Origin of the sequence: Pseudomonas fluorescens (assembly GCF_001307155.1) — a bacterium.
In the GTDB taxonomy this organism is placed as follows: Bacteria; Pseudomonadota; Gammaproteobacteria; order Pseudomonadales; family Pseudomonadaceae; genus Aquipseudomonas; species Aquipseudomonas helvetica.
On record NZ_CP012830.1, the window covers coordinates 5686953 to 5710424 of the forward strand.

The 23472-nt window shown below is 58.7% G+C and carries 19 protein-coding genes; 15 read left to right on the plus strand and 4 right to left on the minus strand.

The features are described from left to right. The first annotated feature begins 20 nt into the window (after nt 1-20). Entirely contained in the window at nt 21-1295 is a 1275-nt protein-coding gene (locus AO353_RS25805; RefSeq protein WP_054597514.1) for a hypothetical protein, read from the plus strand. A gap of 65 nt (nt 1296-1360) precedes the next feature. Here the strand turns inward: AO353_RS25805 and AO353_RS25810 are convergent, their stop codons facing one another. Then, nucleotides 1361-2686, minus strand: coding sequence for a sigma-54 dependent transcriptional regulator (locus AO353_RS25810; protein WP_054597515.1), 1326 nt, complete (start codon nt 2684-2686; stop codon nt 1361-1363). Between the two features lie 344 nt (nt 2687-3030). Between AO353_RS25810 and AO353_RS25815 the strand changes: the two genes are divergently transcribed. From AO353_RS25815 to nhaB, 3 genes are all read left to right on the plus strand, one after another. Then, nucleotides 3031-3297: a hypothetical protein gene (locus AO353_RS25815; RefSeq protein ID WP_054597516.1), complete on the plus strand. Its 267-nt coding sequence runs from the start codon at nt 3031-3033 to the stop codon at nt 3295-3297. A 281-nt stretch (nt 3298-3578) separates the two neighbouring features. Then, nucleotides 3579-4868 (plus strand): hypothetical protein, encoded by a 1290-nt coding sequence (locus tag AO353_RS25820; RefSeq protein WP_054597517.1) that lies wholly within the window; start codon nt 3579-3581, stop codon nt 4866-4868. 117 nt (nt 4869-4985) lie between these two features. Then, nucleotides 4986-6488, plus strand: a complete 1503-nt coding sequence (gene nhaB / locus AO353_RS25825; RefSeq protein ID WP_054597518.1) for a sodium/proton antiporter NhaB — start codon at nt 4986-4988, stop codon at nt 6486-6488. Between the two features lie 64 nt (nt 6489-6552). Here the strand turns inward: nhaB and zwf are convergent, their stop codons facing one another. After that, entirely contained in the window at nt 6553-8067 is a 1515-nt protein-coding gene (gene zwf, locus AO353_RS25830; RefSeq protein WP_054597519.1) for a glucose-6-phosphate dehydrogenase, read from the minus strand. Beyond that, entirely contained in the window at nt 8064-9068 is a 1005-nt protein-coding gene (gene gnd, locus AO353_RS25835) for a phosphogluconate dehydrogenase (NAD(+)-dependent, decarboxylating) (protein ID WP_256583829.1), read from the minus strand. The genes zwf and gnd overlap by 4 nt, the downstream gene beginning before the upstream one ends. A 251-nt stretch (nt 9069-9319) precedes the next feature. Between gnd and AO353_RS31415 the strand changes: the two genes are divergently transcribed. Beyond that, entirely contained in the window at nt 9320-9487 is a 168-nt protein-coding gene (locus tag AO353_RS31415; protein WP_173859981.1) for a DUF6026 family protein, read from the plus strand. Nucleotides 9488-9660: 173 nt separating this feature from the next. Then, on the plus strand, nt 9661-11406 hold the full coding sequence (locus tag AO353_RS25840; protein ID WP_054597521.1) for a phosphoethanolamine transferase CptA: 1746 nt from the start codon (nt 9661-9663) through the stop codon (nt 11404-11406). A gap of 76 nt (nt 11407-11482) precedes the next feature. Here the strand turns inward: AO353_RS25840 and AO353_RS25845 are convergent, their stop codons facing one another. After that, nucleotides 11483-11974: a GNAT family N-acetyltransferase gene (locus AO353_RS25845; RefSeq protein WP_054597522.1), complete on the minus strand. Its 492-nt coding sequence runs from the start codon at nt 11972-11974 to the stop codon at nt 11483-11485. Between the two features lie 418 nt (nt 11975-12392). Here AO353_RS25845 and AO353_RS25850 point away from each other — a divergent pair, with 418 nt between their 5' ends. From AO353_RS25850 to AO353_RS25890, 9 genes are all read left to right on the plus strand, one after another. Then, nucleotides 12393-13517, plus strand: coding sequence for a C45 family autoproteolytic acyltransferase/hydolase (locus AO353_RS25850; protein WP_081013824.1), 1125 nt, complete (start codon nt 12393-12395; stop codon nt 13515-13517). Between the two features lie 117 nt (nt 13518-13634). Further along, nucleotides 13635-15194, plus strand: a complete 1560-nt coding sequence (locus tag AO353_RS25855) for an ABC transporter substrate-binding protein (protein ID WP_054597524.1) — start codon at nt 13635-13637, stop codon at nt 15192-15194. A 10-nt stretch (nt 15195-15204) separates the two neighbouring features. Continuing rightward, the gene (locus tag AO353_RS25860; RefSeq protein WP_054597525.1) at nt 15205-16146 is read left to right on the plus strand and encodes an ABC transporter permease; all 942 of its coding nucleotides are present in this window, start codon (nt 15205-15207) and stop codon (nt 16144-16146) included. Next, complete coding sequence (locus AO353_RS25865; RefSeq protein ID WP_081013825.1) at nt 16143-17003, plus strand: ABC transporter permease; 861 nt, start codon at nt 16143-16145, stop codon at nt 17001-17003. The genes AO353_RS25860 and AO353_RS25865 overlap by 4 nt, the downstream gene beginning before the upstream one ends. 2 nt (nt 17004-17005) lie before the next feature. Then, nucleotides 17006-18655: an ABC transporter ATP-binding protein gene (locus tag AO353_RS25870; protein WP_054597526.1), complete on the plus strand. Its 1650-nt coding sequence runs from the start codon at nt 17006-17008 to the stop codon at nt 18653-18655. A gap of 102 nt (nt 18656-18757) precedes the next feature. Further along, the gene (locus AO353_RS25875; RefSeq protein WP_054597527.1) at nt 18758-20032 is read left to right on the plus strand and encodes an OprD family porin; all 1275 of its coding nucleotides are present in this window, start codon (nt 18758-18760) and stop codon (nt 20030-20032) included. Nucleotides 20033-20251: 219 nt separating this feature from the next. Next, nucleotides 20252-21562 carry an ABC transporter substrate-binding protein gene (locus AO353_RS25880; RefSeq protein WP_054597528.1) on the plus strand — a complete coding sequence of 437 codons (1311 nt, stop codon included), beginning with the start codon at nt 20252-20254 and terminating at the stop codon, nt 21560-21562. A gap of 129 nt (nt 21563-21691) precedes the next feature. Continuing rightward, the gene (locus AO353_RS25885) at nt 21692-22618 is read left to right on the plus strand and encodes a carbohydrate ABC transporter permease (protein ID WP_054597529.1); all 927 of its coding nucleotides are present in this window, start codon (nt 21692-21694) and stop codon (nt 22616-22618) included. A 10-nt stretch (nt 22619-22628) separates the two neighbouring features. Further along, nucleotides 22629-23459 carry a carbohydrate ABC transporter permease gene (locus tag AO353_RS25890; RefSeq protein WP_054597530.1) on the plus strand — a complete coding sequence of 277 codons (831 nt, stop codon included), beginning with the start codon at nt 22629-22631 and terminating at the stop codon, nt 23457-23459. Nucleotides 23460-23472 lie beyond the last annotated feature (13 nt).

Below are 23472 nucleotides of genomic sequence, written 5' to 3' on the forward strand. Positions count from 1 at the left end.
TCAGAAGGGACGACAAACCCATGCACAGATCTTTTACGTTCAGAGCTGTCGTTTGTTTGAGTACCTTGGTCCCGGCCACTTTGCTGCAAGCCGCACCGGACCCCCAGGTAGAAGCCTTAAAACAAGAACTCATGGAGCTGAAACAGCGCTACCAAGAACAACAAAACGCGCTGATGGTACTTGAGCAGCGCGTTAAACAAGTCGAAGAAACACCAGCAACACCTGCTCCCAAGCGCCTGACCCGCTCCCCTGCCGAGAAGACCGCAGGCGCCAAGACCGTGGCCACGGGTGCCCCGGGGACCAGTTCGTATGGGCAGTCGCTCAAGGACGACTCGGGACCGGCGCAAAGCGTGTCCAACCTGTATGACGAAGCCAGCGGTTTCTTCGGTGGTGGCAAGTTCAGTTTCGAAACGGGCATGACCTATACCCACTACGATACCCGTGCATTGGTGCTCAATGGCTTTCTGGCCCTTGACTCGATTTTTCTCGGCAACATCAACATTGACCGCATCAAGGCCGACAACTGGACCCTGGACCTGACAGGCCGCTACAACGTGGCGCAACGCTGGCAGTTCGACATCAATGTCCCGGTCGTCTATCGAGAATCGACATACTCTTCTGGTGGCGCAGGAGGCGCAGCCCCGGTCTCATCCGACGCCACCGTCAAGCGCGATCCGACCATAGGCGATGTCAACTTTGGTATTGCCTACAAGTTCCTGGATGAATCGGAAAACCTGCCCGACGCGGTCGTCACTCTGCGAGTCAAGGCGCCGACCGGCAAAAATCCGTACGGAATCAAGCTGATCAAGGACCCGGGCAACGACAATTTGTCGGTACCTCAGTCACTCCCTACCGGCAACGGTGTCTGGTCGATTACCCCGGGTATCTCACTGGTCAAGACCTTCGACCCTGCCGTGCTCTTCGGCAGCCTGTCCTATACCTACAACATGCAGGACTCCTTCAGCGATATCAGCCCCACTGTAAATTCTACGGTTCCGGGAGACGTGAAACTGGGCGATTCCTGGCAGATCGGCGCCGGCATTGCGTTTGCCTTGAACGAGAAAATGAGTATGTCGTTTTCGTTTTCCGACCAATTCGCCCGCAAAAGCAAAGTCAAACCAAGCGGCCAGGACTGGCAATCAATCCCGGACAGCGACTACAACGCTGCCAACTTCAACATCGGCCTGACCATGGCGGCAACCGACAAACTGACGATAGTCCCCAACCTCGCCATCGGCTTGACCCAGGACGCACCGGCCTTCTCCTTCAGCCTGAAATTCCCGTACTACTTCTAAACGCCACACAAGGAAAAGGCCCACTGCGAGGTAAATCGCAGCGGGCCTTTTCGTTTCTCCGCGCCCTAGCGGATCTGGTGCTTGTGCAGCAATCGGTAAAAAGTCGGCCGTGAAACGCCCAGTACTCGAGCGGCCACACTGAGGTTGTCACTGTGGCGGTTCAATACGTCGCACAATGCCTGGCGTTCGGCGCGAGTCTTGTAGTCTTCGAGGGTGCCCATCGGCGTGGCAATCACCTGCTGGCCAATCAACCCCAGATCCCGTGCCTCGATCTGTCGGCCTTCAGCCAGCACCAGCCCTCGACGCACTCGGTTCGCCAGCTCACGGACATTGCCCGGCCAATCGTGCTTGCCCATGGCAATCAGTGCGTCTTCGCTGAAGCTGCGCGGCCGACGTCCGGTTTCCCGGCTGTAGAAGTGAGAAAAATGGTTGGCCAGCAAAGCCAGGTCGCCGTGACGCTCGCGTAGCGGCACAGTGACCACCTGCAGGACGTTGAGCCGGTAGTACAAGTCCTCGCGAAAACACTTGGCCTCGATCGCAGCTTCCAGGTCCACGTGAGTGGCTGCCAAGACCCGGACATCCACCGGAATAAGCTGACTGCCCCCCACCCGTTCGATGTGCTTTTCCTGCAGGAAACGCAACAGGTTCGCTTGCAGTTCAAGGGGCAGATCACCTATTTCATCCAGAAACAGGGTGCCACCATTGGCGGCTTCAATGCGTCCGACTTTACGTTGGTGTGCACCGGTAAAAGCGCCCTTTTCGTGACCAAACAGCTCGGACTGAATCAGATGCTCGGGAATCGCCCCGCAATTGATCGCGACAAACGGTTTACTGTGGCGTTGCGACTGACGGTGCAAGGTTCTGGCGACCAGCTCTTTACCGGTACCACTTTCCCCTCGAATCAACACCGGCGACTCGGTAGGCGCCAATTTGCTCAGCAATTTGCGCAGTTCGCGGATCGGCCGACTGTCGCCCAGCAGTTCATGCTCGGGCTGGTGGACGTGAATCGTGCCCTGGCCGCGCAAACGGGCCATGCCAAACGCCCGCCCAAGGGTCACTTGAACCCTGGAGACGTCAAACGGCAAGGTATGGAAATCGAAAAACCATTCGCAGACAAAATCGCCGGCATTCTGCAACCGCAGGACTTCCTGGTTGAGAACAGCGATCCATTCAGTGCCGCTACGGCTGATCAGTTCCTTGACGGCTTCAGGACGCTCAAAATGAACAGGTTTAAGGCGCAGCAGGCCGACATCACAGGAACGATGGGAAGCGTTCTCCAGGGTACAACTGTCGACATCCCAGCCGATCGTACGCAGGCCGGGTAATAAGCGATGGCAGTCGTCACACGGATCAACCACTAGCAAACGTCGCAATGCGGGCGTTTCGATCATGACTGTTCCTTGGCGCCAAAAATTAGAAAATTTATTAGAAACAGTCGTTTGGCGTCCTTGAATGTAACGTTAGCAAGATCTTGACGCGGCCTTGTATCGTTTAATAATAAGGTCAACGTTGTTTACGTTATAAAACCTGCCCATATTAGCGACCTGACACGTTTGAACCTTTCATCCAGCTTTCAACGCGCCCCTTGTCATTGCCTTTATAAAAGAAAGTTGAAAATTCTTTTGAATGTGTGTGACCCGCCCCCCCATTGCGCGCATCAGTACAAGTAACCAGCCGAACGGTAAGCCCAACCGACGGCACATCACTTGATTGGGCACAGACGAGAGAAGACCCCATGAACGCCCCGCTCCGTATCAACGAAGCTCTTTTGATTGCCGACCGCGCATTTACCCCCTTCCAATGCGTGGCCTGGGCTCCACAGGACGGCACCGGCGAACTCAGCCTGACCGTCATCGACCGCACCAGCACCCCTATCGGCCGCAAACAGATCCCCAGCAGCACCTATACCGACCCGGCCCAACTTGCATCCTTGCTGGAACAAGTTCGCGCCGAATTGAGCGAGGAAGGTTATCAGTTGCAATCCTGGACAATGCCGCAGTAAACAAAAAGTGCGGATCACTGCGCCGTGATCCGCACTTTTTTATCGATACCTCTCAAGATACCCCCTCCTCTTCGACCCTCTCGGTTAACGCTTTATTGCGATAGACGGTCGTATAAACCAGACCAACTTGTCAGCGGTTCGCAAAGACATTGTTCTGGCACAGAACGACGCTCCGTTTGTGATTTCAGACCGTTGTGCATTGCATCAATCAGGGATTGAATATTTCCTTCAAGGTCTTCCTCCGAGGTTCTGGATCTGGTCGACTCGCAAGGAGATGCGACATGCCCATCCATAACGCTTTTGCCTTCGCGGCCCCTCTCGGCACAGCGGGACAACTCGACTCAAGTTTTGCATCATCCGGCAAGGCCTGGGTGCAGTTCGCGGGCAGCCTTTCAAGTATGGCCAACGATGTGGTGGTCGATTCGATGGGCCGCTTGCTGGTCGCGGCCAAGGTCGGAACCTGGGACGGTTACGGTTATGGGCTGGCCCGACTACTTGAGGATGGCTCAGCGGATCGGAGCTTCGGCATGGAGGGCAGCATTACCGGACAGTTCGCAAGCGGCTTCGAAGCCACAGGAGGCAAGGTTCGAGAACTGCCCGATGGAAAAATCCTGTTATCCGGCCTGCATTACGAAAGCCCCCACCGCACACTCCCGGCACTGGCAATGTTTGACTCGCAGGGACACCTGGTTCTGCAATTTGGCGACCGGGGGGTACAGATCGTGCGTTTGCCCGGTGATTTGTCCAGAGGCCTGCGTGACGACTGGTTACCACCGGGAGTCTCGGGCGCCGAAGCCTGCGACTTTCGGGTACTGGCCGACGGCCGAATCCTGCTGTTGGCCAACCATCACTACAAATTCGCGGATCACGTCGGCATCCTGATACGGCTCAATCCGGACGGGACACTGGACGAGACATTCAACGGCCACGGATTTGTCATGGTCAGGCACCTGCTGCTGAATACCTGGCTGAGCAGCCTCCTGTTGCAGGCAGATGGTCGGATTGTGGTCGCCGGATCGATCAACCTGCCGCAGGAAGGTTTGCTGGCACGCTTCGACAACACCGGCCGGCTGGACGAAGACTTCGCTGAAGACGGCTTTTTAAGCTTCAAGGTCCAGGGGCGCAGTGCCCAGGTGAGTCAGGTGATCGAGCAACCGGATGGGCGCCTGCAGTGTTTCGGTAGCAGCCGCGACCCGATGCAATGCCTGTCGCTGACCGTGCGCAACAATGGTCGGCCGGACACTCATTGCAATAACGGTCACGCGCGACTCACTGAAATAGGTAACAGCGGCTGCCAATGGACAGCCGCCCAGGTGCTCGCCGATGGCCGGGTGCTCAGCGTCGGAGCAACCATTGGCGGCATTGCAGCGGATTTTCTTTTGGCGCGGCATCTCCCGGACGGACGCCTGGATCGCCATTTTGCCAATGGCCAAGGCTGGGTTCGTACTCGCCTGGGGCGCAGCCTGGACACCGCAACCTCGCTGGCCGTGCAGGCTGACGAGCGAATTGTGGTCAGCGGATACTCGCTGGACGGCCACTACCGGGCGGTAGTGGCGCGCTATCTGGGGTAGTGCTGTGTCGTTGTTGCGCTGCAGGTGCGCCGTCACCTATTGATAATGAAACTCAAGAGCTTGATCTTCCGGGACTGTTACGGCAAGTTGCGCGCTTCTTGATAGAAGGAGCAACTGATGTCCGGCTCAATGGCCCAGGCGTTTACACACAATTTCCTCGGGCATTCACCGCGCTGGTACAAGGCAAGCATTCTCGCCTTCCTGATTTTCAACCCGCTGGTGCTGTGGACGGCAGGTCCGGTAGCGGCTGGCTGGTTGCTGGTGGCTGAGTTCATTTTTACTCTGGCCATGGCACTCAAATGCTACCCGCTGATGCCGGGCGGCCTGTTGATGGTCGAAGCGCTGCTGTTGCGCATGACCACACCTGAAGCGCTGTATGACGAGCTGCTGCATAACTTTCCGGTGATCCTGCTGCTGATGTTCATGGTGGCGGGCATTTACTTCATGAAAGACCTGCTGCTGTTTCTGTTTTCGCGGCTATTGCTCGGGGTTCGCTCCAAGGCACTGCTGGGGCTGATGTTCTGTTTTCTGTCGGCGTTTCTGTCGGCGTTTCTCGACGCCTTGACGGTGACCGCCGTGATCATCAGCGCGGCCGTAGGGTTTTACTCGGTCTATCACCGTGTGGCATCGGGCAACGATCCACGGCAGGACAGCGAATTCAGCGATGATCAGAACCTGCCGGTCCTGCATCACGAAGACCTTGAACAATTCCGTTCATTCCTGCGCAGTCTGTTGATGCACGGCGCAGTGGGCACCGCGCTCGGTGGTGTCTGCACCTTGGTGGGTGAGCCACAGAACCTGCTGATCGGCCATGAAATGGGTTGGCACTTTGCAGACTTCTTCCTGAAGGTCGCCCCGGTCTCGCTGCCAGTACTGGTCGCGGGCCTGGTGACCTGTGTGTTGCTGGAGAAACTGCGCTGGTTTGGTTATGGCACCTTGCTGCCAGACAACGTTCGCGCGGTGCTGGCCAACTATGCGGCACAGGACAACGCCGAACGCACCGCCCGCCAACGCGCTGCACTGCTGGTACAAGGCGCGGCCGCGCTGATTCTGATTGCCGGATTGGCGTTTCACATTGCCGAGGTCGGGCTGATCGGCTTGATGGTGATCGTCTTGATCACGGCGTTCACCGGCATTACCGAAGAGCACCGGATCGGCAATGCCTTCAAGGATGCGATGCCGTTTACCGCCTTGCTGGTGGTGTTCTTCGCCGTTGTAGCAGTGATTCACGATCAGCAACTGTTCACGCCGTTGATCCAGTGGGTGCTGTCCCTGCCGGCAGATCAGCAACCAGGCATGTTGTTTATCGCCAATGGCGTGTTGTCGGCCATCAGCGATAACGTGTTCGTGGCGACGATCTACATCACCGAGGTGAAACAGGCATTCATCTCCGGCCATATGAGCCGCGAGCATTTCGAAACGCTGGCGATTGCCATCAATACCGGCACCAACCTGCCCAGCGTGGCAACACCCAATGGTCAGGCAGCGTTCCTGTTTCTGCTGACCTCGGCAATTGCCCCACTGATTCGGCTATCCTACGGGCGCATGGTCTGGATGGCGTTGCCGTACACCGTGGTGATGGGCGTGCTGGGCTGGTATGCGGTGAGCTACTGGTTGTGACACTTACCTTGTGGGAGCGAGCCTGCTCGCTCCCACAAGGGGTTTGTATGAAGTATTGCCTGACTCAGCCGAGGCTGTGCCAGGCACGACCGTCACGGGTCAGTAACTCATCGGCAGCCGTTGGACCATTTTCACCTGCTGCATAGGTTTGCACACTGGCATCCTCTTTCCAGGCATCGAGGAACGGCTGAACCGCACGCCAGCCATTTTCGATGTTGTCAGCGCGCTGAAACAGCGTTTGATCACCGGTCAGGCAGTCGTAGATCAAGGTTTCATACCCAGTGGACGGCTGCATCTCGAAGTAATCCTTGTAGGCAAAGCCCAGCTCGATGTTAGCCATGTTCAGCGCAGGCCCGGGACGCTTGGCCAGCAGGTCGAACCACATCCCTTCGTTCGGCTGAATCTGGATCCTGAGGTAAGTCGGTTGCAGCTCATCGACTTCGGTGTCGCGAAACTGCGCGTAGGGCGCAGGCTTGAAGCAGATGGCGATTTCGGTGTCACGTACGCTCATGCGCTTGCCAGTGCGCAAGTAGAACGGCACGCCGACCCAACGCCAGTTGTCGATCATCACCTTGAGCGCGACGAAGGTTTCCGTCGTGCTGTCTGGCGCGACATTGGGTTCTTCGCAGTAACCGGCCAACGGCTTGCCGGCGATTTCACCGGCAACATACTGACCGCGTACCGAGTTGGCTCGCGCCTCTTCGGTGGACCAGGGACGAATCGCCCCAACCACTTTGGCTTTTTCACCACGCACCGCATCGGCACCGAAGGCCGCCGGCGGCTCCATCGCAACCATCGCCAGCAACTGGAACAGGTGATTAGGCACCATGTCCCGTAGCGCCCCCGTGTGCTCATAAAAACTGCCACGGGTTTCGACGCCAACGGTTTCTGCCGCGGTGATTTGTACGTGGTCGATGTAATGGTTGTTCCAGAACGCTTCAAACAGGCTGTTGGAGAACCGGCTGACCAAAATGTTCTGCACGGTCTCCTTGCCCAGATAATGGTCGATCCGGTAAATCTGTTTCTCCGTCATGACCTTGAGCAAGCACGCGTTCAAGGCTTCGGCGGTGTGCAGATCGGAACCGAAGGGTTTTTCGACCACGACCCGGCGGAAGGCGTCGTCGCCCTCTTCCAGCAGCCCGGACGAGCCCAGACGACGCACCACTTCACTGAAAAAGCGCGGCGCGGTGGCCAGATAGAACACCGCGTTGCCGGTACCACTCTCGGCGATTTTTGCGCCGAGCGCCTGATAGGTGCTGTCGTCGAGAAAATCGCCCTGGACATAGCTGATGCCCTTGGCCAGCTTGGCCCAGAGCACCGGGTCCAGAGAGTCATGGCCGACCTTGTTGGCCGCCTCGGCGCGAATGAAGTCTTCAAGCTTTTTGGCGAAGTCCGCGTCGCTGATCGCATTGTGGTCGACACCGATGATCCGCAATCCATCGCCAAGCAAACCGTCACGACTGAGGTTGTACAGCGCCGGCATCAGCAAGCGCTTCACCAGGTCGCCGTGAGCACCAAACAGGAACAGCGTGGTAGGTGGTGCGGGGTGTGCCTTGGATTTCTTGCGGATAGAAGTCATTTTTTCGGCGTCTCGACATGGCCGCCAAAGCCGAAGCGCATGGCCGACAGCAGCTTGTCGCCATAGGTACTTTGCTGGCGCGAACGGAAACGGGCAAACAGCGAGTTGGACAATACCGGCACCGGAACCGACTGTTCCATGGCCGCTTCGATGGTCCAGCGACCTTCGCCGCTGTCAGCCACGGCACCGGAGTAGCCGTCGAGTTTCGGATCGCTGGCCAAGGCATCGGCCGTCAGGTCCAGCAACCAGGACGAGACGACGCTGCCACGACGCCAGACTTCGGCAATATCGGCCACATTCAGATCAAAGCGCTGATCTTCCGGCAGGTTTTCCGAGGCTTTGGTCTTGAGGATGTCGAAACCCTCGGCAAATGCCTGCATCATCCCGTATTCGATGCCATTGTGAATCATCTTCACAAAGTGCCCGGAACCAGCAGGGCCGGCATGAATGTAGCCGCGTTCGGCACGATCATCTTCAGCCACCCGGTCCTTGGTCCGCGGGATATCACCCAGGCCAGGCGCCAATGCGTCGAACAGCGGGTCGAGGCGATCAACCACGTCAGCGTCACCGCCGATCATCATGCAGTAACCGCGCTCCAGCCCCCAAACTCCGCCGGAGGTGCCGACATCGATGTACTTCAGGCCCTTTTCCGACAAGGTTTTCGCCCGACGGATATCGTCCTTATAGAAGGTGTTGCCGCCATCGATGATCACATCGCCGGCGTCCAGCAACTGGCTCAGGGTGTCGATGGTTTCTTCGGTTGGCGCGCCTGCTGGCAGCATGACCCAGACCGCTCGGGGTTTATCCAGTGCCGCGACCAGTGCCGGCAAGTCCGCAACGCCAGTGGCGCCCTCTTCACTCAGGGTCTCAACAAACGCGGTGTTACGGTCATAGACCACAGTGGTGTGCCCATTGAGCATCAGGCGCCGCGCAATGTTGCCGCCCATGCGGCCCAGTCCGATAATCCCCAGTTGCATGTGCTGATGCTCCTTACTACAAATAAAGGTGTGCCAAAGGTTATAGCGCAATGAGCCTGATTAAGGTTAGTCCAGAGCGCTGCAACATAGTTTCCGGACGATTTGCCCGAGCTATAGGGATAACGTCCAAAACGTTGGCGAAGACACAGGGACCGCAAAAAATAAAAAAGTTCCATAAATAACAAAAAGAAACCAGAATCGGCGCCGATAGTGGTTCGGGCCTGGCTCCAGAGCAGCCCCCCCACAGATGTGACACGCCATTTGCGAGGTGAGCAATGGGCACCGTAGTAAACGCACCACCTCCACAGACCCTTTACGTCACTATTCGTCGTGACGAATTGCGCCAGCTCAAAACCGAACGCGAACAACTGCTCGACCAGGTCGCGCAATTGCGCCTGTTGCTTGCCCAGGCACAACTGCCTGCACAGCCGGTAACGCGCTGAAACCGAGCAATAGCCACTACACAAGCTGTCAGTTAGCTGAACGATACTCACAAATTTTTCACATCTGCCTGATGATAATTCATCGGTTATAGCCGCTCACTTTGTGAGCGGTGCAATTGTTGGTGTCTGGAAATGCTCCAGTATCCGCAGTAATTAACCGGATGGAGCGCTGAATGGCGATGTTTAAACGCAGCAATACGTCTGCGAAAGGTTTCGATTGGGCAGGACTTGGCTGGCTTTTCCTGTTCTTCTGGTATTTCTCCGGCATCACCCAACTCCTCATCCTCTTGTCTGACACCGCGGGTTTCGCCGGTTTCCGCCAAGCCTTTATCATGAGCGCCATCTGGCTGGCACCGATGCTACTGTTCCCGGCGCGTACGCGCTTGCTGGCGGCGGTCATCGGTGTCGTGCTCTGGGCCTGCTCGATGGCGAGCTTGGGTTACTTCTTTATCTATCAGCAGGAATTCTCGCAAAGCGTCATCTTCATCATGTTCGAATCGAACGTGTCGGAAGCTGGCGAATACATGACTCAGTATTTCGCCTGGTGGATGGTCCTGGCCTTCCTGGCGCATACCGCCGTTGCAGTATTGCTGTGGACGCGTCTGCGCCCGGTTTACCTCTCTCGTGGCAAAGCCCTGCTGACCGCGACTGCCATTCTGGTCGCCATTATCGGTTATCCGCTGATCAAGCAGACGGCCCGTACCGGCAGCTTCGCCAGCGGCCTCGAAAAATTCGAAACCCGAGTCGAGCCAGCGGTGCCGTGGCAGATGATGGTTGCCTATCGTCGCTACCGTGAAACGCTCGGCAGCATGCAAGGCATGCTCGACAACGCCAGTCAGATCCCGCCGCTGCACAACTTCAAGGATGCAATGGCGAACCAGCCCGCGACCCTGGTGCTGGTGATTGGCGAATCGACCAACCGTCAGCGCATGAGCCTGTATGGCTACCCGCGTGAAACCACGCCGGAACTCGACAAGCTCAAGGATCAACTGGCGGTTTTCGACAACGTCGTTACCCCGCGCCCTTACACCATCGAGGCGCTGCAACAGGTTCTGACCTTCGCCGATGAAGAAAATCCAGACCTGTACCTGAAGACGCCATCCCTGGTCAGCATGATGAAACAGGCGGGTTACAAGACCTTCTGGATCACCAACCAGCAGACCATGACCAAGCGCAACACCATGCTCACGACGTTCTCCGAGCAGGCTGATGAACAGGTCTACCTGAACAACAACCGCAACCAAAACGCCCGCCAGTACGATGGCGATGTGCTGGAGCCGTTCTCCAAGGCCCTGGCCGACAGCGCTCCGCGCAAGCTCATCGTCGTGCATTTGCTCGGCACGCACATGAGTTACCAGTACCGTTATCCGCCGATGTTCGACAAATTCAACGATCGTCAGGGTGTACCGGCAGGCATCAGCGATGATCAGTTGCCGACCTACAACAGCTACGACAATGCGGTTTTGTACAACGACTTCGTGGTGTCGAGCCTGATCAAGGACTACGCCAAGACCGATCCAAACGGCTTCCTGCTGTACCTCTCCGACCATGGTGAAGACGTTTTTGACTCCGCAGGTCACACCACACTGGGTCGTAACGAAGCCAAACCGACTGCACCGATGTACACGATTCCGTTCATCGCCTGGGCTTCGCCAAAATGGCGAGAAGCCCACGACTGGAGCTTTGCCGCGGACCTGCAACGGCCTTACAGCAGTTCGCAGCTGATCCACACCTGGGCAGACCTTGCAGGCTTGAGTTTCGATGAACTGGACCGCAGCAAGAGCCTGGTCAGCGACAGCTTCAAACCGCGCCCGCAGTTGATCGGCAACCCTTATGAGCGCGAACAGAAAGCGCTGATCGACTTCAGCCTGATGAAACCCAAGGCTGCCGCTGTCAGCGCCTCAACCATCAAGCCGTAATCTCTTCGGGGGCTGGTTCCAGCCCCCGCTTTCTGCGCAGCATTGATGTGCACGCCCCCAGAGGCGCCCTTCTTGTTTAAAGCGACTTGATCCAGAACAGCATCCGGCCATGAGCGGGATCGAACATCCCCGCCGAAAACCCGAATTTGCTATAGGAACCCTGTGCGACGGCATTGCCTTCCAGCACTTCCAGAGTGATTTTGCAGCAGCCACGCTGACGGGCAATGTCCTCGACCTTTTGCAGCATTTTCTGGCTCAGGCCCAGCCCGCGAAATTTTCCGACCACCATGACGTCATGGACATTGACCAGTGGACGGCAAGCAAAGGTCGAGAAACCTTCGAAGCAATTCACCAGCCCGGCAGGCTCCCCGTGAACGAACGCCAGGACACTGAACGCATGGGGTCGCTTGGCCAGCTCGCTGGGCAACTGCTGCAAGACATCGGCCGATAACGGTGTGCCACCGCCCATCGGGTCTTCAGCGTATTGATTCAGAACCAGACTGATCGCTTCGGCGTGTATCGGATTGCTGTAGCTGGCCTGGAGTACCAGGATTTCTGCGGATTCCATTTCCATCCTCGATCAAACAATGAGTGTGCATCCCTGCGCGCATCGTCTTCCTGCGCCTGGGTCAGACGACATTAGCGTGACTGGAACGCTTCGGACAACCGCCAAATCATCACAGCCCGGTGTTTTTAGCGCAATGCGCTATAGGGCAACGTCCTTCGTCACTCGCACGCACAAAAAGCAGGACCTTTCCGATTTTTACGAAAGCTAAATACACAGAATATAAACAATACAGCCGGCGACACGTTTTAAACATCGCTACACCACTGATAAACAGGGCCTTTGCGCACACAACGCACTCAATAGCCCGCTGTAGGATTCCTACAACAAGGTTTTATCGGTCACCCAAAAGCATTGACAGTCCGTTTATATCCGGCAACTCTTGTACCCAACGCAAACAAAAAACATGAGATTGCCAACTATGAACCACTCCCCTTTCCCTCTCGTCGAGATCAGCGGCACCCCCTTCGACCGCGGCCTCCAATACGGTCAAGCGGTCAGCCAGCGCATTCACAAAAGCATCGAGATCTACTCTGTCCAGCTGCTGAAGATGGGCTACACCTGGGCCGACATCCGTGGCTTTGCCAATGAGTTCGTGCCCAGCATCGAAGCATTCGAGCCGGAGTACGCTCAGGAAATGCGCGGTATCGCCGAGGGTGCAGGCTGCGATTTCGAAGCTATCGTGCTGATCAACGCCCGCACCGAGATCATCCAGCTGGGCCGACGCAAGGCTCGCCTGCCAGATCCGGATGGCTGCACTGGCGCGGTGATTCTGCCGACGGCATCGGCCGCCAACGAAGTGATTCACGGACAAAACTGGGACTGGCGCGCGGAATGTGCCGAGAGCGCCATTGTGCTGAAAGTCCTGCGCGAAGACGGCCCGGATGTACTGACCTTCACCGAAGCCGGCGGCCTGGCCCGCAACGGCCTGAACTCGATCGGCACCGCAATCACCGCCAACTACCTGGAGTCCGAACGCGACTACACCCAGGTCGGCGTGCCACTGCCATTCATTCGACGCAAGGCGCTGGAGGCCGCGCATTTTGCGCTGTCGATCAAGGTGGTCGCCACCACCGCCAAATCCACCTCCAACAACATGATGCTCAGTCACGCTGGTGGCTATGCGATCAACTTTGAATGCGCCCCGGATGAAGTCTTCCCGATTCAGGCCGAACAGGGGTTGCTGGTACACGCCAACCATTGGCAGAGCCCGGTGGCATTGGGCAAGTTGCGTGAAGCCGGCTTGAACAGCGTTCCCGAAAGCCTCTATCGCGACGTGCGTGTGCGGCAAATCCTCAGCGAAACGCCCGGGCAATTGACCGCCGAGCACCTGAAAAAAGCTTTCTTCGATGACTTCGGCACGCCGTGGGCGGTGTGTCGCCCGCCGCTTTCCAACATGGCCGGCAACCTGTCGGCTACCGTTGCCATGGTGGTGATGCGCCCGGCCAAGGGCTTGATGGAAGTCGCACCGCTGCCGGCCGTGAACCGAGAATTCACCGCCTATTCGCTGGCCATGGAGGGCGACATCAACCGCTACCTCAAGTAACTCACGCGACACCCTGCCCTGCGGGCGGCACGACAAGAACAATGACAATAAACAACTAACGGTTTGCGACGCCTGCCGGCTCTCACCGTCGCAAACCGCCCATGGAGAATCACTCCCGTGCATACATTCACTCGTATCGCCCTGACGCTAGGGTTCAGCAGTCTCGCTCTTGGCAGTCTCAACGCCACCGCCAGCACCTTGCGTGTAGCCCTCAACGCGGATATTCGCAGCACCGATCCCGGCGTCAATCGCGACGAAAACACCGACGCGGTGATCCTGCACATTGTCGAAGGCCTGGTGGCTTACCGCGAAGACGCCTCGGTCGGCATGCTGCTGGCCAGCAAGGTCGAGGTGTCGGCCGATGGCCTCGAGTACCGCTTCACCCTGCGTGACGGGGTGAAGTTTCATGACGGCGCCGCCCTCACGTCCGCCGACGTGCTGTGGACCTGGAAACGCTATCTCGACCCGCAAACCCAATGGCGCTGTCTCGCAGACTTCGATGGCCGCGGGGTGGCAAAAGTCGCCGACATCAGCGCGCCGGATCCATTGACCGTGGTCTTCACGCTGGACAAACCCAATGGCCTGTTCCTCGCACAAATGGCCCGCTCCGATTGCGGCGGCACCGGCATCCTGCACCCGACCTCTGTCGATGCGAACGGCAAGTGGCAAGCGCCGATCGGTACCGGGCCGTTCAAGCTTGCCGAATGGAAACCGGGGCAATATGTCGATCTGCAACGCTTTGCCGACTACAGCGCCCGCCCGGAGACAGGCACCGACGGTTATACCGGCAACAAGCAGGCGTTTATCGATAACCTGCGCTTCATGGTCATCCCCGATGCGGCAGCCGCCAAAGCCGCGTTGCAATCGAAAGGGGTCGATGTGCTGCCCGATGTCACGGTGATGGATGCCCACGAACTCGGCGCCTTGCCAGGCATCAAGACCTCCAGCAGTGCCAACATGTCGCTCAACGCCCTGCTGTTCCAGACCCGCGATCCACTGCTCAAGGACGTGCGTATTCGGCGTGCCATCGCGCTGTCGCTGGACAGTGAACAAATGGTCCAGGCACTCACCGAAGGCACGTCCCACGCCAACAACTCGGTGGTGCCAGACACCAGCCCGTACCACAAGAACGTTCAGAAGCTGGGCTACAAAGCCAACATCGAAGAAGCCAAGCGTCTGCTCAAGGAAGCCGGTTACAACGGCCAGCCGCTGAAAATCATCACCAACAAACGCTACCAGAGCGTGTTCGACATGGCCGTACTGAGCCAGGCCATGGCCCAGGCGGCCGGGTTGAACATCGATATCGAAACCCTCGAATGGGGCACGCAACTGGAGCGCTACCAGAGCGGTGCGTACCAGATCATGGCGTTCTCCTATTCGGCGCGTTTTGACGCGGCGCTGAACTTCGAGTCGGTGATGGGCGACAAAAACCAGCAACCCCGCAAGGTCTGGGACAACCCCCAGGCGCAGGGCTGGATGCTTGAGTCCATGCGCGAAATCGTACCGGGCAAACGTCAGGCCCTGTTCGATCAGTTGCACCAACAGATGCTTGCCGATGTACCGATGGTGGTGATGTACAACGGCAGCACCGTCGGAGCCTTTCAGGATCGGGTCGAAGGTTACCGCTCCTGGCCCATCGCCAAACCGCGCCTGTGGGGCGTGAAACTGGCCGACTAGGAGATCGATCATGTTGCGATTTATCGCTCAACGCCTGGCACTGTCGGTGCCGACCTTGCTGCTGATTTCCGTGGTGGTGTTCGCGCTGATCCGCTTCATCCCCGGCGACCCGGCGCTGCTGATGCTCGGCGATATGGCCGACCCGCAAAGCCTGGCCAGCACCCGCGCAGCATTGGGGCTGGATCACTCGATTGGCGTGCAGTTCGCGTATTGGTTGCAGTCGGTGCTCAGTGGCGACCTCGGCGTGTCGATCACCAGCAAACAACCGGTGCTCGAACTGATCCTCGACCGCTTCTCGGTCAGCGCCAGCATCGTGCTGGTGGCGGTGCTGCTGGCGGCGTTGATTGCCGTTCCAGCAGGCCTGTTCGCGGCCTGGAAACAGGACAGCGCGCTGGACCTCGGGCTGGTCACCGGCGCAACCCTGTTGCTGTCGATTCCCAGTTTCTGGCTCGGTTTGCTGTTGCTCTACGCGTTCGGGATCAAGCTCAACTGGCTGCCCGTGGTCGGTTATGCGCCGTTCGCCCAGAACCCCGCTGAAGCCGTGACCTATCTGGTGCTGCCGATTGTCACCCTGACGCTGGTGGAATTGGGCGCCATTACCCGGATGGCCCGGGCCAGCACCATCGAGGTGCTACGGCTGGAATACATCGCCCACGCCAGAGCCAAGGGTTTATCGGAACGCGCGGTGCTGTGGCGTCACGCACTGCCGAATGCCTTTGCGCCAACCTGGACCTTGATCGGCCTGATCCTCGGCAATTTGCTGGGCGGCATCGCAGTGCTGGAAACAGTGTTCACCCTGCCCGGCATCGGTCGCTTGATGGTCGACGCTATCTACGCTCGCGACTACCCCGTACTGCAAGGCTGCCTGCTACTGATCACTTTCATCTACGTGGCGGTCAACCTGCTGGTCGACCTGCTCTATCCACTCTTCGACCCAAGGGTGAAATTATGACCGTCTCCCGGCTTTCCGTGAGCGCTACACCGGCGCGTCGCCCACTGCGCTGGCCACCGGCGAATGCCTTGATTGGCGGCACCTTGCTGGCTCTGCTGGTCAGCATGGCCCTGCTTGGTGTGTTCTGGACACCTTACGACCCGCTGAAAATCGATCTATTGTCTCGCCTCAAGGCACCCTCGGCGCTGCATTGGCTAGGCACCGACGAGTTTGGCCGTGACGTGCTCAGCCGCTTGATCATCGGTGCACGCACCAGTTTGTGGATCAGCTTGCTGACCGTGTGCCTGGCGCTGTTTTTCGGCAGTGTGATCGGCATGCTCGCCGGTTACCTGCGGGGCTGGACCGATCGAGTTCTGATGATGATCAATGATGCATTGCTGGCGTTCCCCGGCATCCTGATGGCGCTGGGCTTGATGGCGATCATCGGGGCCAGCCAGTACGGCATCGTTTTGGCCTTGAGCATCGCCTATACGCCGTCGGTGGTTCGGGTGGTGCGCGGCAGTGTGCTGTCGCTGCGTGAACGCGAGTTCATCGAAGCCTCACGGGTGATCGGCAATTCGGAGTTCTACACGCTGTACCGCCACGTCGCCCCCAACTGTGTTGCGCCGCTCTGCGTACTCGCCACCAGCATGTTCGGCTGGACGCTGCTGTCGGAAAGTGCCTTGAGCTTCCTCGGCCTGGGTGTTCCGCCACCCGCAGCGACCTGGGGCAATATGCTCGCCGCCAGCCGCCCGTACATTGCCAACGCCTCCTGGCTCGGCCTGTTCCCGGGGTTGTTCATCGCCCTGGCGCTGGTCGCCATCAACCTGTTCGGCGACGCCCTGCGCGACCGCCTCGACCCTCGAATGAGCCGTTGATCATGCCCAGTCCAAAACTGTTGCTTGAAGTCGACCATCTGCTGATCCGCGCTGGTGCCGAAGGCCCGTTGGCGGTCAACGACCTGAGTTTTACCGTCGCGCCCGGCGAGATTGTCGCGCTGGTGGGCGAATCCGGGAGCGGCAAGACCATGGCCGCACGCGCAGCGATTGGCCTGCTGCCACTGCCGATGGAAGTCTGTGGCGGTGCGATCCGCTTCGAAGGCCAGGACCTCCATCAGCTGAGTTGTGCGCAATTGCGTGATATCCGCGGTGCTCGAATCGGCATGGTGTTCCAGGAACCGATGGTTTCGCTCAACCCGGCCATCCGCATTGGCGAGCAAATGGCCGAAGGTCTGCGCCTGCACACCGACCTGAACAAGGCACAGATTCGCCAACGCTGCATCGACATGCTCACCCGCATCGGCATCACCGACCCCGAGCGCTGCCTGAGCGCCTATCCCCATGAGTTCTCCGGCGGCATGCGCCAGCGGATCATGCTCGCCTCGGTGATGCTGCTGCGCCCGGCGTTGCTGATTGCTGACGAACCCACCACCGCCCTCGATTGCCTGGCGCAACTGGACGTGATCGAGCTGATGCTGGAGCTGACCCGCGAGCAAGGCACGGCGATCCTGTTCATCAGCCACGACCTGTCGCTGGTGGCGCGTTACGCCCACAAGGTGGTGGTCATGCGCCACGGTCAGGCCGTGGAGCAAGGTTCGATCAATCACATTCTGCTGGCCCCGCAACACGCCTACACCCGCCAATTGCTCGAAGCGCTGCCCAAGCGCGGCGAACTGGCCGCGTTGCCAGCGACCGACAAACCGCTGGTGGAAATTACCGGCGTCAGCATCGAGCATCCGGGGCATGCACGGTTCTGGGGTAAATCTCAGCCCAAGCGCGCCGTACACAGTGCCAACCTGAGCATCGCCCCCGGTGAAACCCTGGCGTTGGTCGGCGGCAGTGGCTCGGGTAAAACCACACTGGGCCGCGCACTGGTGGGACTGGTCAAACCCTGTGCCGGCGAGATTCGCTTCAAGGGCGTCGATATCCTCAAGGCCGGTCAGCGTGATCATCGGCTGCAATGCCAGATGATCTTTCAAGACCCCTACTCGTCCCTCGATCCGCGGATGCGCATTGGCGAAACCCTCGCCGAACCGTTGCGCCATCTGCCGGAGCTAAGCGAGGAGCAAAAACGTCAGCGTATCGCCACCACGCTGGTGGATATCGGTTTGTCGGAAGCGTTCATGGAGCGCTTTCCCCATCAACTGTCGGGCGGTCAACGCCAGCGGGTGGCCATCGGCCGAGCGCTGGTGCGGCACCCGCAACTGGTGATCGCCGACGAACCGATTTCGGCGCTGGACATGACCATCCAGAAGCAAATCCTTGAACTGTTCGAGCGCTTGCAGGCGCAGTACGGTTTTGCCTGCCTGTTCATTTCCCATGACCTGGCGGCCGTCGAACGCATCGCCCATCGGGTGGCGGTCATGCACCAGGGCCATATCGTGGAAATCGGCAGCCGCGAAGCGGTCTTCGATAATCCCTTGCACCCCTACACCCGCCAATTACTGGCAGCCGCAAGCCCATTGGAACAATTGGCAAGCGGCGGTTACCGGCTGCGACCAAAACCCGAAAACCTGCAGCCCACACCTTAATCATCACTGACTTTGCCTCGGACGCCTTCAGACATCACTGAATGCGTCCATGGCGAAGCCATGCCCGAAAAACAACAACGAGCCCTCACAGGAGCCAACACCATGAACGCCAGACTCATGCAGCACTTGACCTTGATCGGCGGCACCAGCCTGCTGCCGATGGCCGCCGAAGCGGAGTTCCTCAAGGACAGCAAGGCCACGCTGGACTCGAAAAACTACTACTTCAACCGCGACTACCGCGAAGGTAATGGCCAGTCCAAGCGTGATGAATGGGCCCAGGGATTTCTGCTGAACCTGCAGTCGGGCTACACCGAAGGCACGGTCGGTTTTGGCCTGGATGCACTCGGCATGCTCGGGCTGAAGCTCGACTCCAGCCCGGATCGCTCCGGCAGCGGTTTGTTATCCCGAGAAAGCACAGCCGAACCGGGCAAACCGAGTTACGCCAGACGTGCCCACGACAGCTATTCCAAGGTAGGCCTGACCGCCAAGGCCCGCGTTGCCAAGAGCGAGCTGCGAGTCGGCCATTTGCTGCCCGACTTGCCGCTGCTGCAACCGAACACCAGCCGAGTCCTGCCGCAGAGCTTCGAAGGCGCCCTGCTCAGCTCCAGCGACATCAAGGGCCTGACCTTACGCGGCGGGCAGATCGATCAGGTCAAACAGCGGGAATCAACCAACTACGAAAAGATGGGACTGACCAGCCAGAACGGCGCTTACAAGAACTCGGCAAAAAGCGATGAGTTCCGTTTCGGCGGCGCTGATTACCGGTTCAACCCAACGCTTACCGGTAGCTATTACTACGCGCAGCTTGAGGACATATATCAGCAGCACTACGTCGGCCTCAAGCACAGCCTGGCGCTGGGCGGCGGTACGCTGAAGAGCGATATTCGCTATTTCAGTGCTGACGCTGCCGGTGCAGGCTTGGCCGGCACCGTCGACAACCGCGCATTGAGCACGCGCTTCATGTATGCGATTGCCGGACACTCCATCGGTGGCGGCTTCCAGCAGCAGTACGGTGAAACACCGTTTGCGTATGTCGACGGCAGCAACACTTACCTGTTCACCGAATACCAACTGAGCAACTTCTCGCAAACCAGGGAACGCGCGTGGCACGCCCGCTACGATTTTGACTTTGCTACGGTGGGCATTCCGGGGCTGCTGTTCTCCACACGCTACGCCAAGGGCGATCAGGCGCAGATCAAAAAATTTGTCGGCGAAGGCCGGGAGTGGGAACGAGACATCGACCTCGGCTACACCATCCAGAGCGGACCGCTGAAGAACGTCAGCGCCCGCTGGCGCAACGGTATGAGCAAAAGCAACTACCAACGCGACACCAACGAAAACCGCCTGGTCCTCAGTTACAGCGTCAAACTTTGGTAAGAAAACATTAAAAATCGCAGGCTGCGCCGTCTCCAACAAATGGCTGGCGTAGCCTGCGATCTTTCCATGTGCAAAAAAGTATCAGTGCAAGTGCTACCAATGATTTGTCATCGCGTGTGTTGAGGGCTGTAATCAGCCTCAGATTCTTCCTACCTCCGGAAGACACAAAAACAATAACTGTCCTTCTGCTGCCCCCAGGGCTCAGAAGAGGAGTGCGCGATGAAACCCACTGTAAAAGCTCTGCTTGCCTGCACCTGCATGACCCTCAGCAGCGTCAGCCTTGGCGCACAAACCTTGACCATTGCCACCGTCAACAACAGCGACATGATCCGCATGCAAAAGCTCTCGAAAACCTTCGAGGCCGAGCACCCGGAGATCAAGCTCAATTGGGTGGTACTGGAAGAAAACGTCCTGCGTCAGCGCCTGACCACCGACATCGCCACCCAGGGCGGCCAGTTCGATGTGTTGACCATCGGCATGTACGAAGCTGCACTGTGGGGCGCCAAGGGCTGGCTGGAACCGATGAAGGATCTCCCCGCCGGTTACGCGCTCGACGACGTATTCCCTTCCGTGCGTGAAGGCCTGTCGGTCAAGGGCACGCTCTACGCCCTGCCGTTCTATGCCGAAAGCTCCATGACCTATTACCGCACCGACCTGTTCAAGGACGCAGGCCTGGCGATGCCCGAGCATCCGACCTGGGAGCAGATCGGCGAATTCGCTGGCAAACTCAACAAACCCGACCAGGAACAGTACGGTATCTGCCTGCGCGGCAAGGCCGGCTGGGGCGAGAACATGGCGCTGATCACCACTATCGCCAATGCCTACGGCGCACGCTGGTTCGATGAGAAGTGGCAGCCGGAATTCAGCGGTCCCGAGTGGAAGAACGCGCTGAGCTTCTACGCCGACACCATGAAAAAATCCGGCCCACCGGGTGCTTCCAGTAATGGTTTCAACGAGAACCTCGCGCTGTTCAACAGTGGCAAGTGCGCGATCTGGGTCGACGCCAGCGTCGCCGGTTCGTTCGTCACCGACAAGACTCAAAGCAAAGTCAGCGAGCACGTCGGCTTCACTTACGCGCCCCATCAAGTGACCGACAAAGGCTCGGCCTGGTTGTACTCCTGGGCACTGGCGATTCCCACCAGCTCCAAAGCCAAGGATGCAGCGAAAACCTTCAGCGCCTGGGCCACCTCCAAAGAGTACGGCGCACTGGTGGCCGAGAAGGACGGCATCGCCAACGTGCCGCCTGGCACTCGCGCCTCGACCTACAGCGAGGCCTACATGAATGCCGCGCCGTTCGCCAAGGTCACGCTGGAATCGCTGAAGGTTGCCGATCCAGGCAAACCGACCCTCAAGCCGGTGCCCTACATCGGCATCCAGTTGGTGACCATTCCTGAGTTCCAGGCCGTTGGTACCCAGGTCGGCAAGCTGTTCTCCGCCGCGCTGATCGGTCAGACCACCGTCGACCAGGCCCTGGCGGCCGCCCAGCAAACCACCGAACGTGAAATGAAGCGCGCCGGTTATCCCAAATAATAACTGCCTCTGTAGGAGCAAGGCTTGCCCGCGATTGCCGCAATGCGGTCTGTCAGATGAACCTCATTATCGTTCATCGCTAGCAAGCTCAGCTCCTACAAGAGCTGTCACCAATCGGTTGTGATCGCCATGAATACCTCGACTCTCAAAGCACAAATGGACATTCCGGCGCCGCTGCGTAAAAGCCGGCTGGCCAACCCGGGCTGGTTTCTGGTCAGCCCTTCGGTGGCGCTGTTGCTGCTGTGGATGATCGTGCCGCTGGGCATGACCCTGTACTTTTCGCTGATCCGCTACAACCTGCTGTACCCCGGCGACAACGCCTTCGTCGGGCTGGAGAACTTCAGCTACTTCCTGACCGATTCGGGCTTCCTGCCCGGCGCCACCAATACCTTGTTGCTGGTTGGCAGCGTGCTGCTGATCAGCGTGGTGTTCGGGGTGTTGATCAGTGCCCTGCTGGAGGCCAGTGAGTTCCTCGGTCGCGGCATCGTGCGGGTGATGTTGATCTCGCCGTTCTTCATCATGCCCACCGTCGGCGCGCTGATCTGGAAGAACCTGATCTTCCATCCGGTCTCGGGGATTCTCGCGGCCGTGTGGAAACTCTTCGGCGCGCAACCGGTGGACTGGCTCGCGCACTACCCGCTGCTGTCGATCATCATCATTGTCTCGTGGCAATGGCTGCCCTTCGCGATCCTGATCCTGATGACCGCCATGCAGTCACTCGATCAGGAACAGAAAGAAGCCGCGCGCCTGGATGGTGCCGGCCCCATCGCGATCTTCTGGCACCTGACCCTGCCGCACCTGGCACGGCCGATTGCAGTGGTGGTGATGATCGAAACCATCTTCCTGCTCTCGGTGTTTGCCGAAATCTTCACCACCACCAACGGTGGCCCCGGCTACGCCTCGACCAACCTCGCCTACCTGATCTACAACCAGGCGCTGGTGCAGTTCGACGTCGGCATGGCCTCGGCCGGTGGCTTGATTGCGGTGGTGATTGCCAACATCGCAGCGATCATCCTGGTGCGGATGCTCGGCAAAAACCTGACAGATAAAGCCTGAGGCCTGCGCCATGACTCTTCAACAAACCCGCCGCCTGCAAAGCCTGCTGCTGGGCACCCTGGCCTGGGCCATCGCGATCCTGATCTTCTTCCCGATCTTCTGGATGGTGCTGACCAGTTTCAAAACCGAGATCGATGCGTTCGCCACGCCGCCGCAGTTCATCTTCACGCCAACTTTAGAGAACTACCTGCACGTCAACGAGCGCAGCGGCTACTTCAGCTTCGCCTGGAACTCGGTGGTGATTTCGTTCAGCGCCACCGCCCTGTGCCTGCTGATCGCGGTGCCGGCGGCGTACTCGATGGCGTTCTACGAAACCCAGCGCACCAAAGGCACGCTGTTGTGGATGCTCTCGACCAAGATGCTGCCGCCGGTGGGCGTGCTGATGCCGATCTACCTGCTGGCCAAGAGTTTCGGCCTGCTCGATACGCGGATCGCGCTGATCATCATCTACACGTTGATCAACCTGCCGATTGTGGTCTGGATGATTTACACCTACTTCAAGGACATTCCCAAGGACATCCTCGAAGCCGCGCGCCTGGATGGCGCCACGCTGTGGCAGGAAATGGTCCGGGTGCTGCTGCCGATTGCCAAGGGCGGACTGGCATCGACCGTGTTGCTGTCGTTGATCCTGTGCTGGAACGAGGCGTTCTGGTCGCTGAACCTCACCTCCTCCAAAGCCGCGCCATTGACTGCATTGATCGCCTCGTACTCCAGTCCCGAAGGGTTGTTCTGGGCCAAGTTGTCGGCGGTCTCGACGCTGGCCTGCGCACCGATCCTGATCTTCGGCTGGATCAGCCAGAAACAACTGGTCCGCGGCCTGTCCTTCGGCGCCGTGAAATAACGCCCCTTTCGAA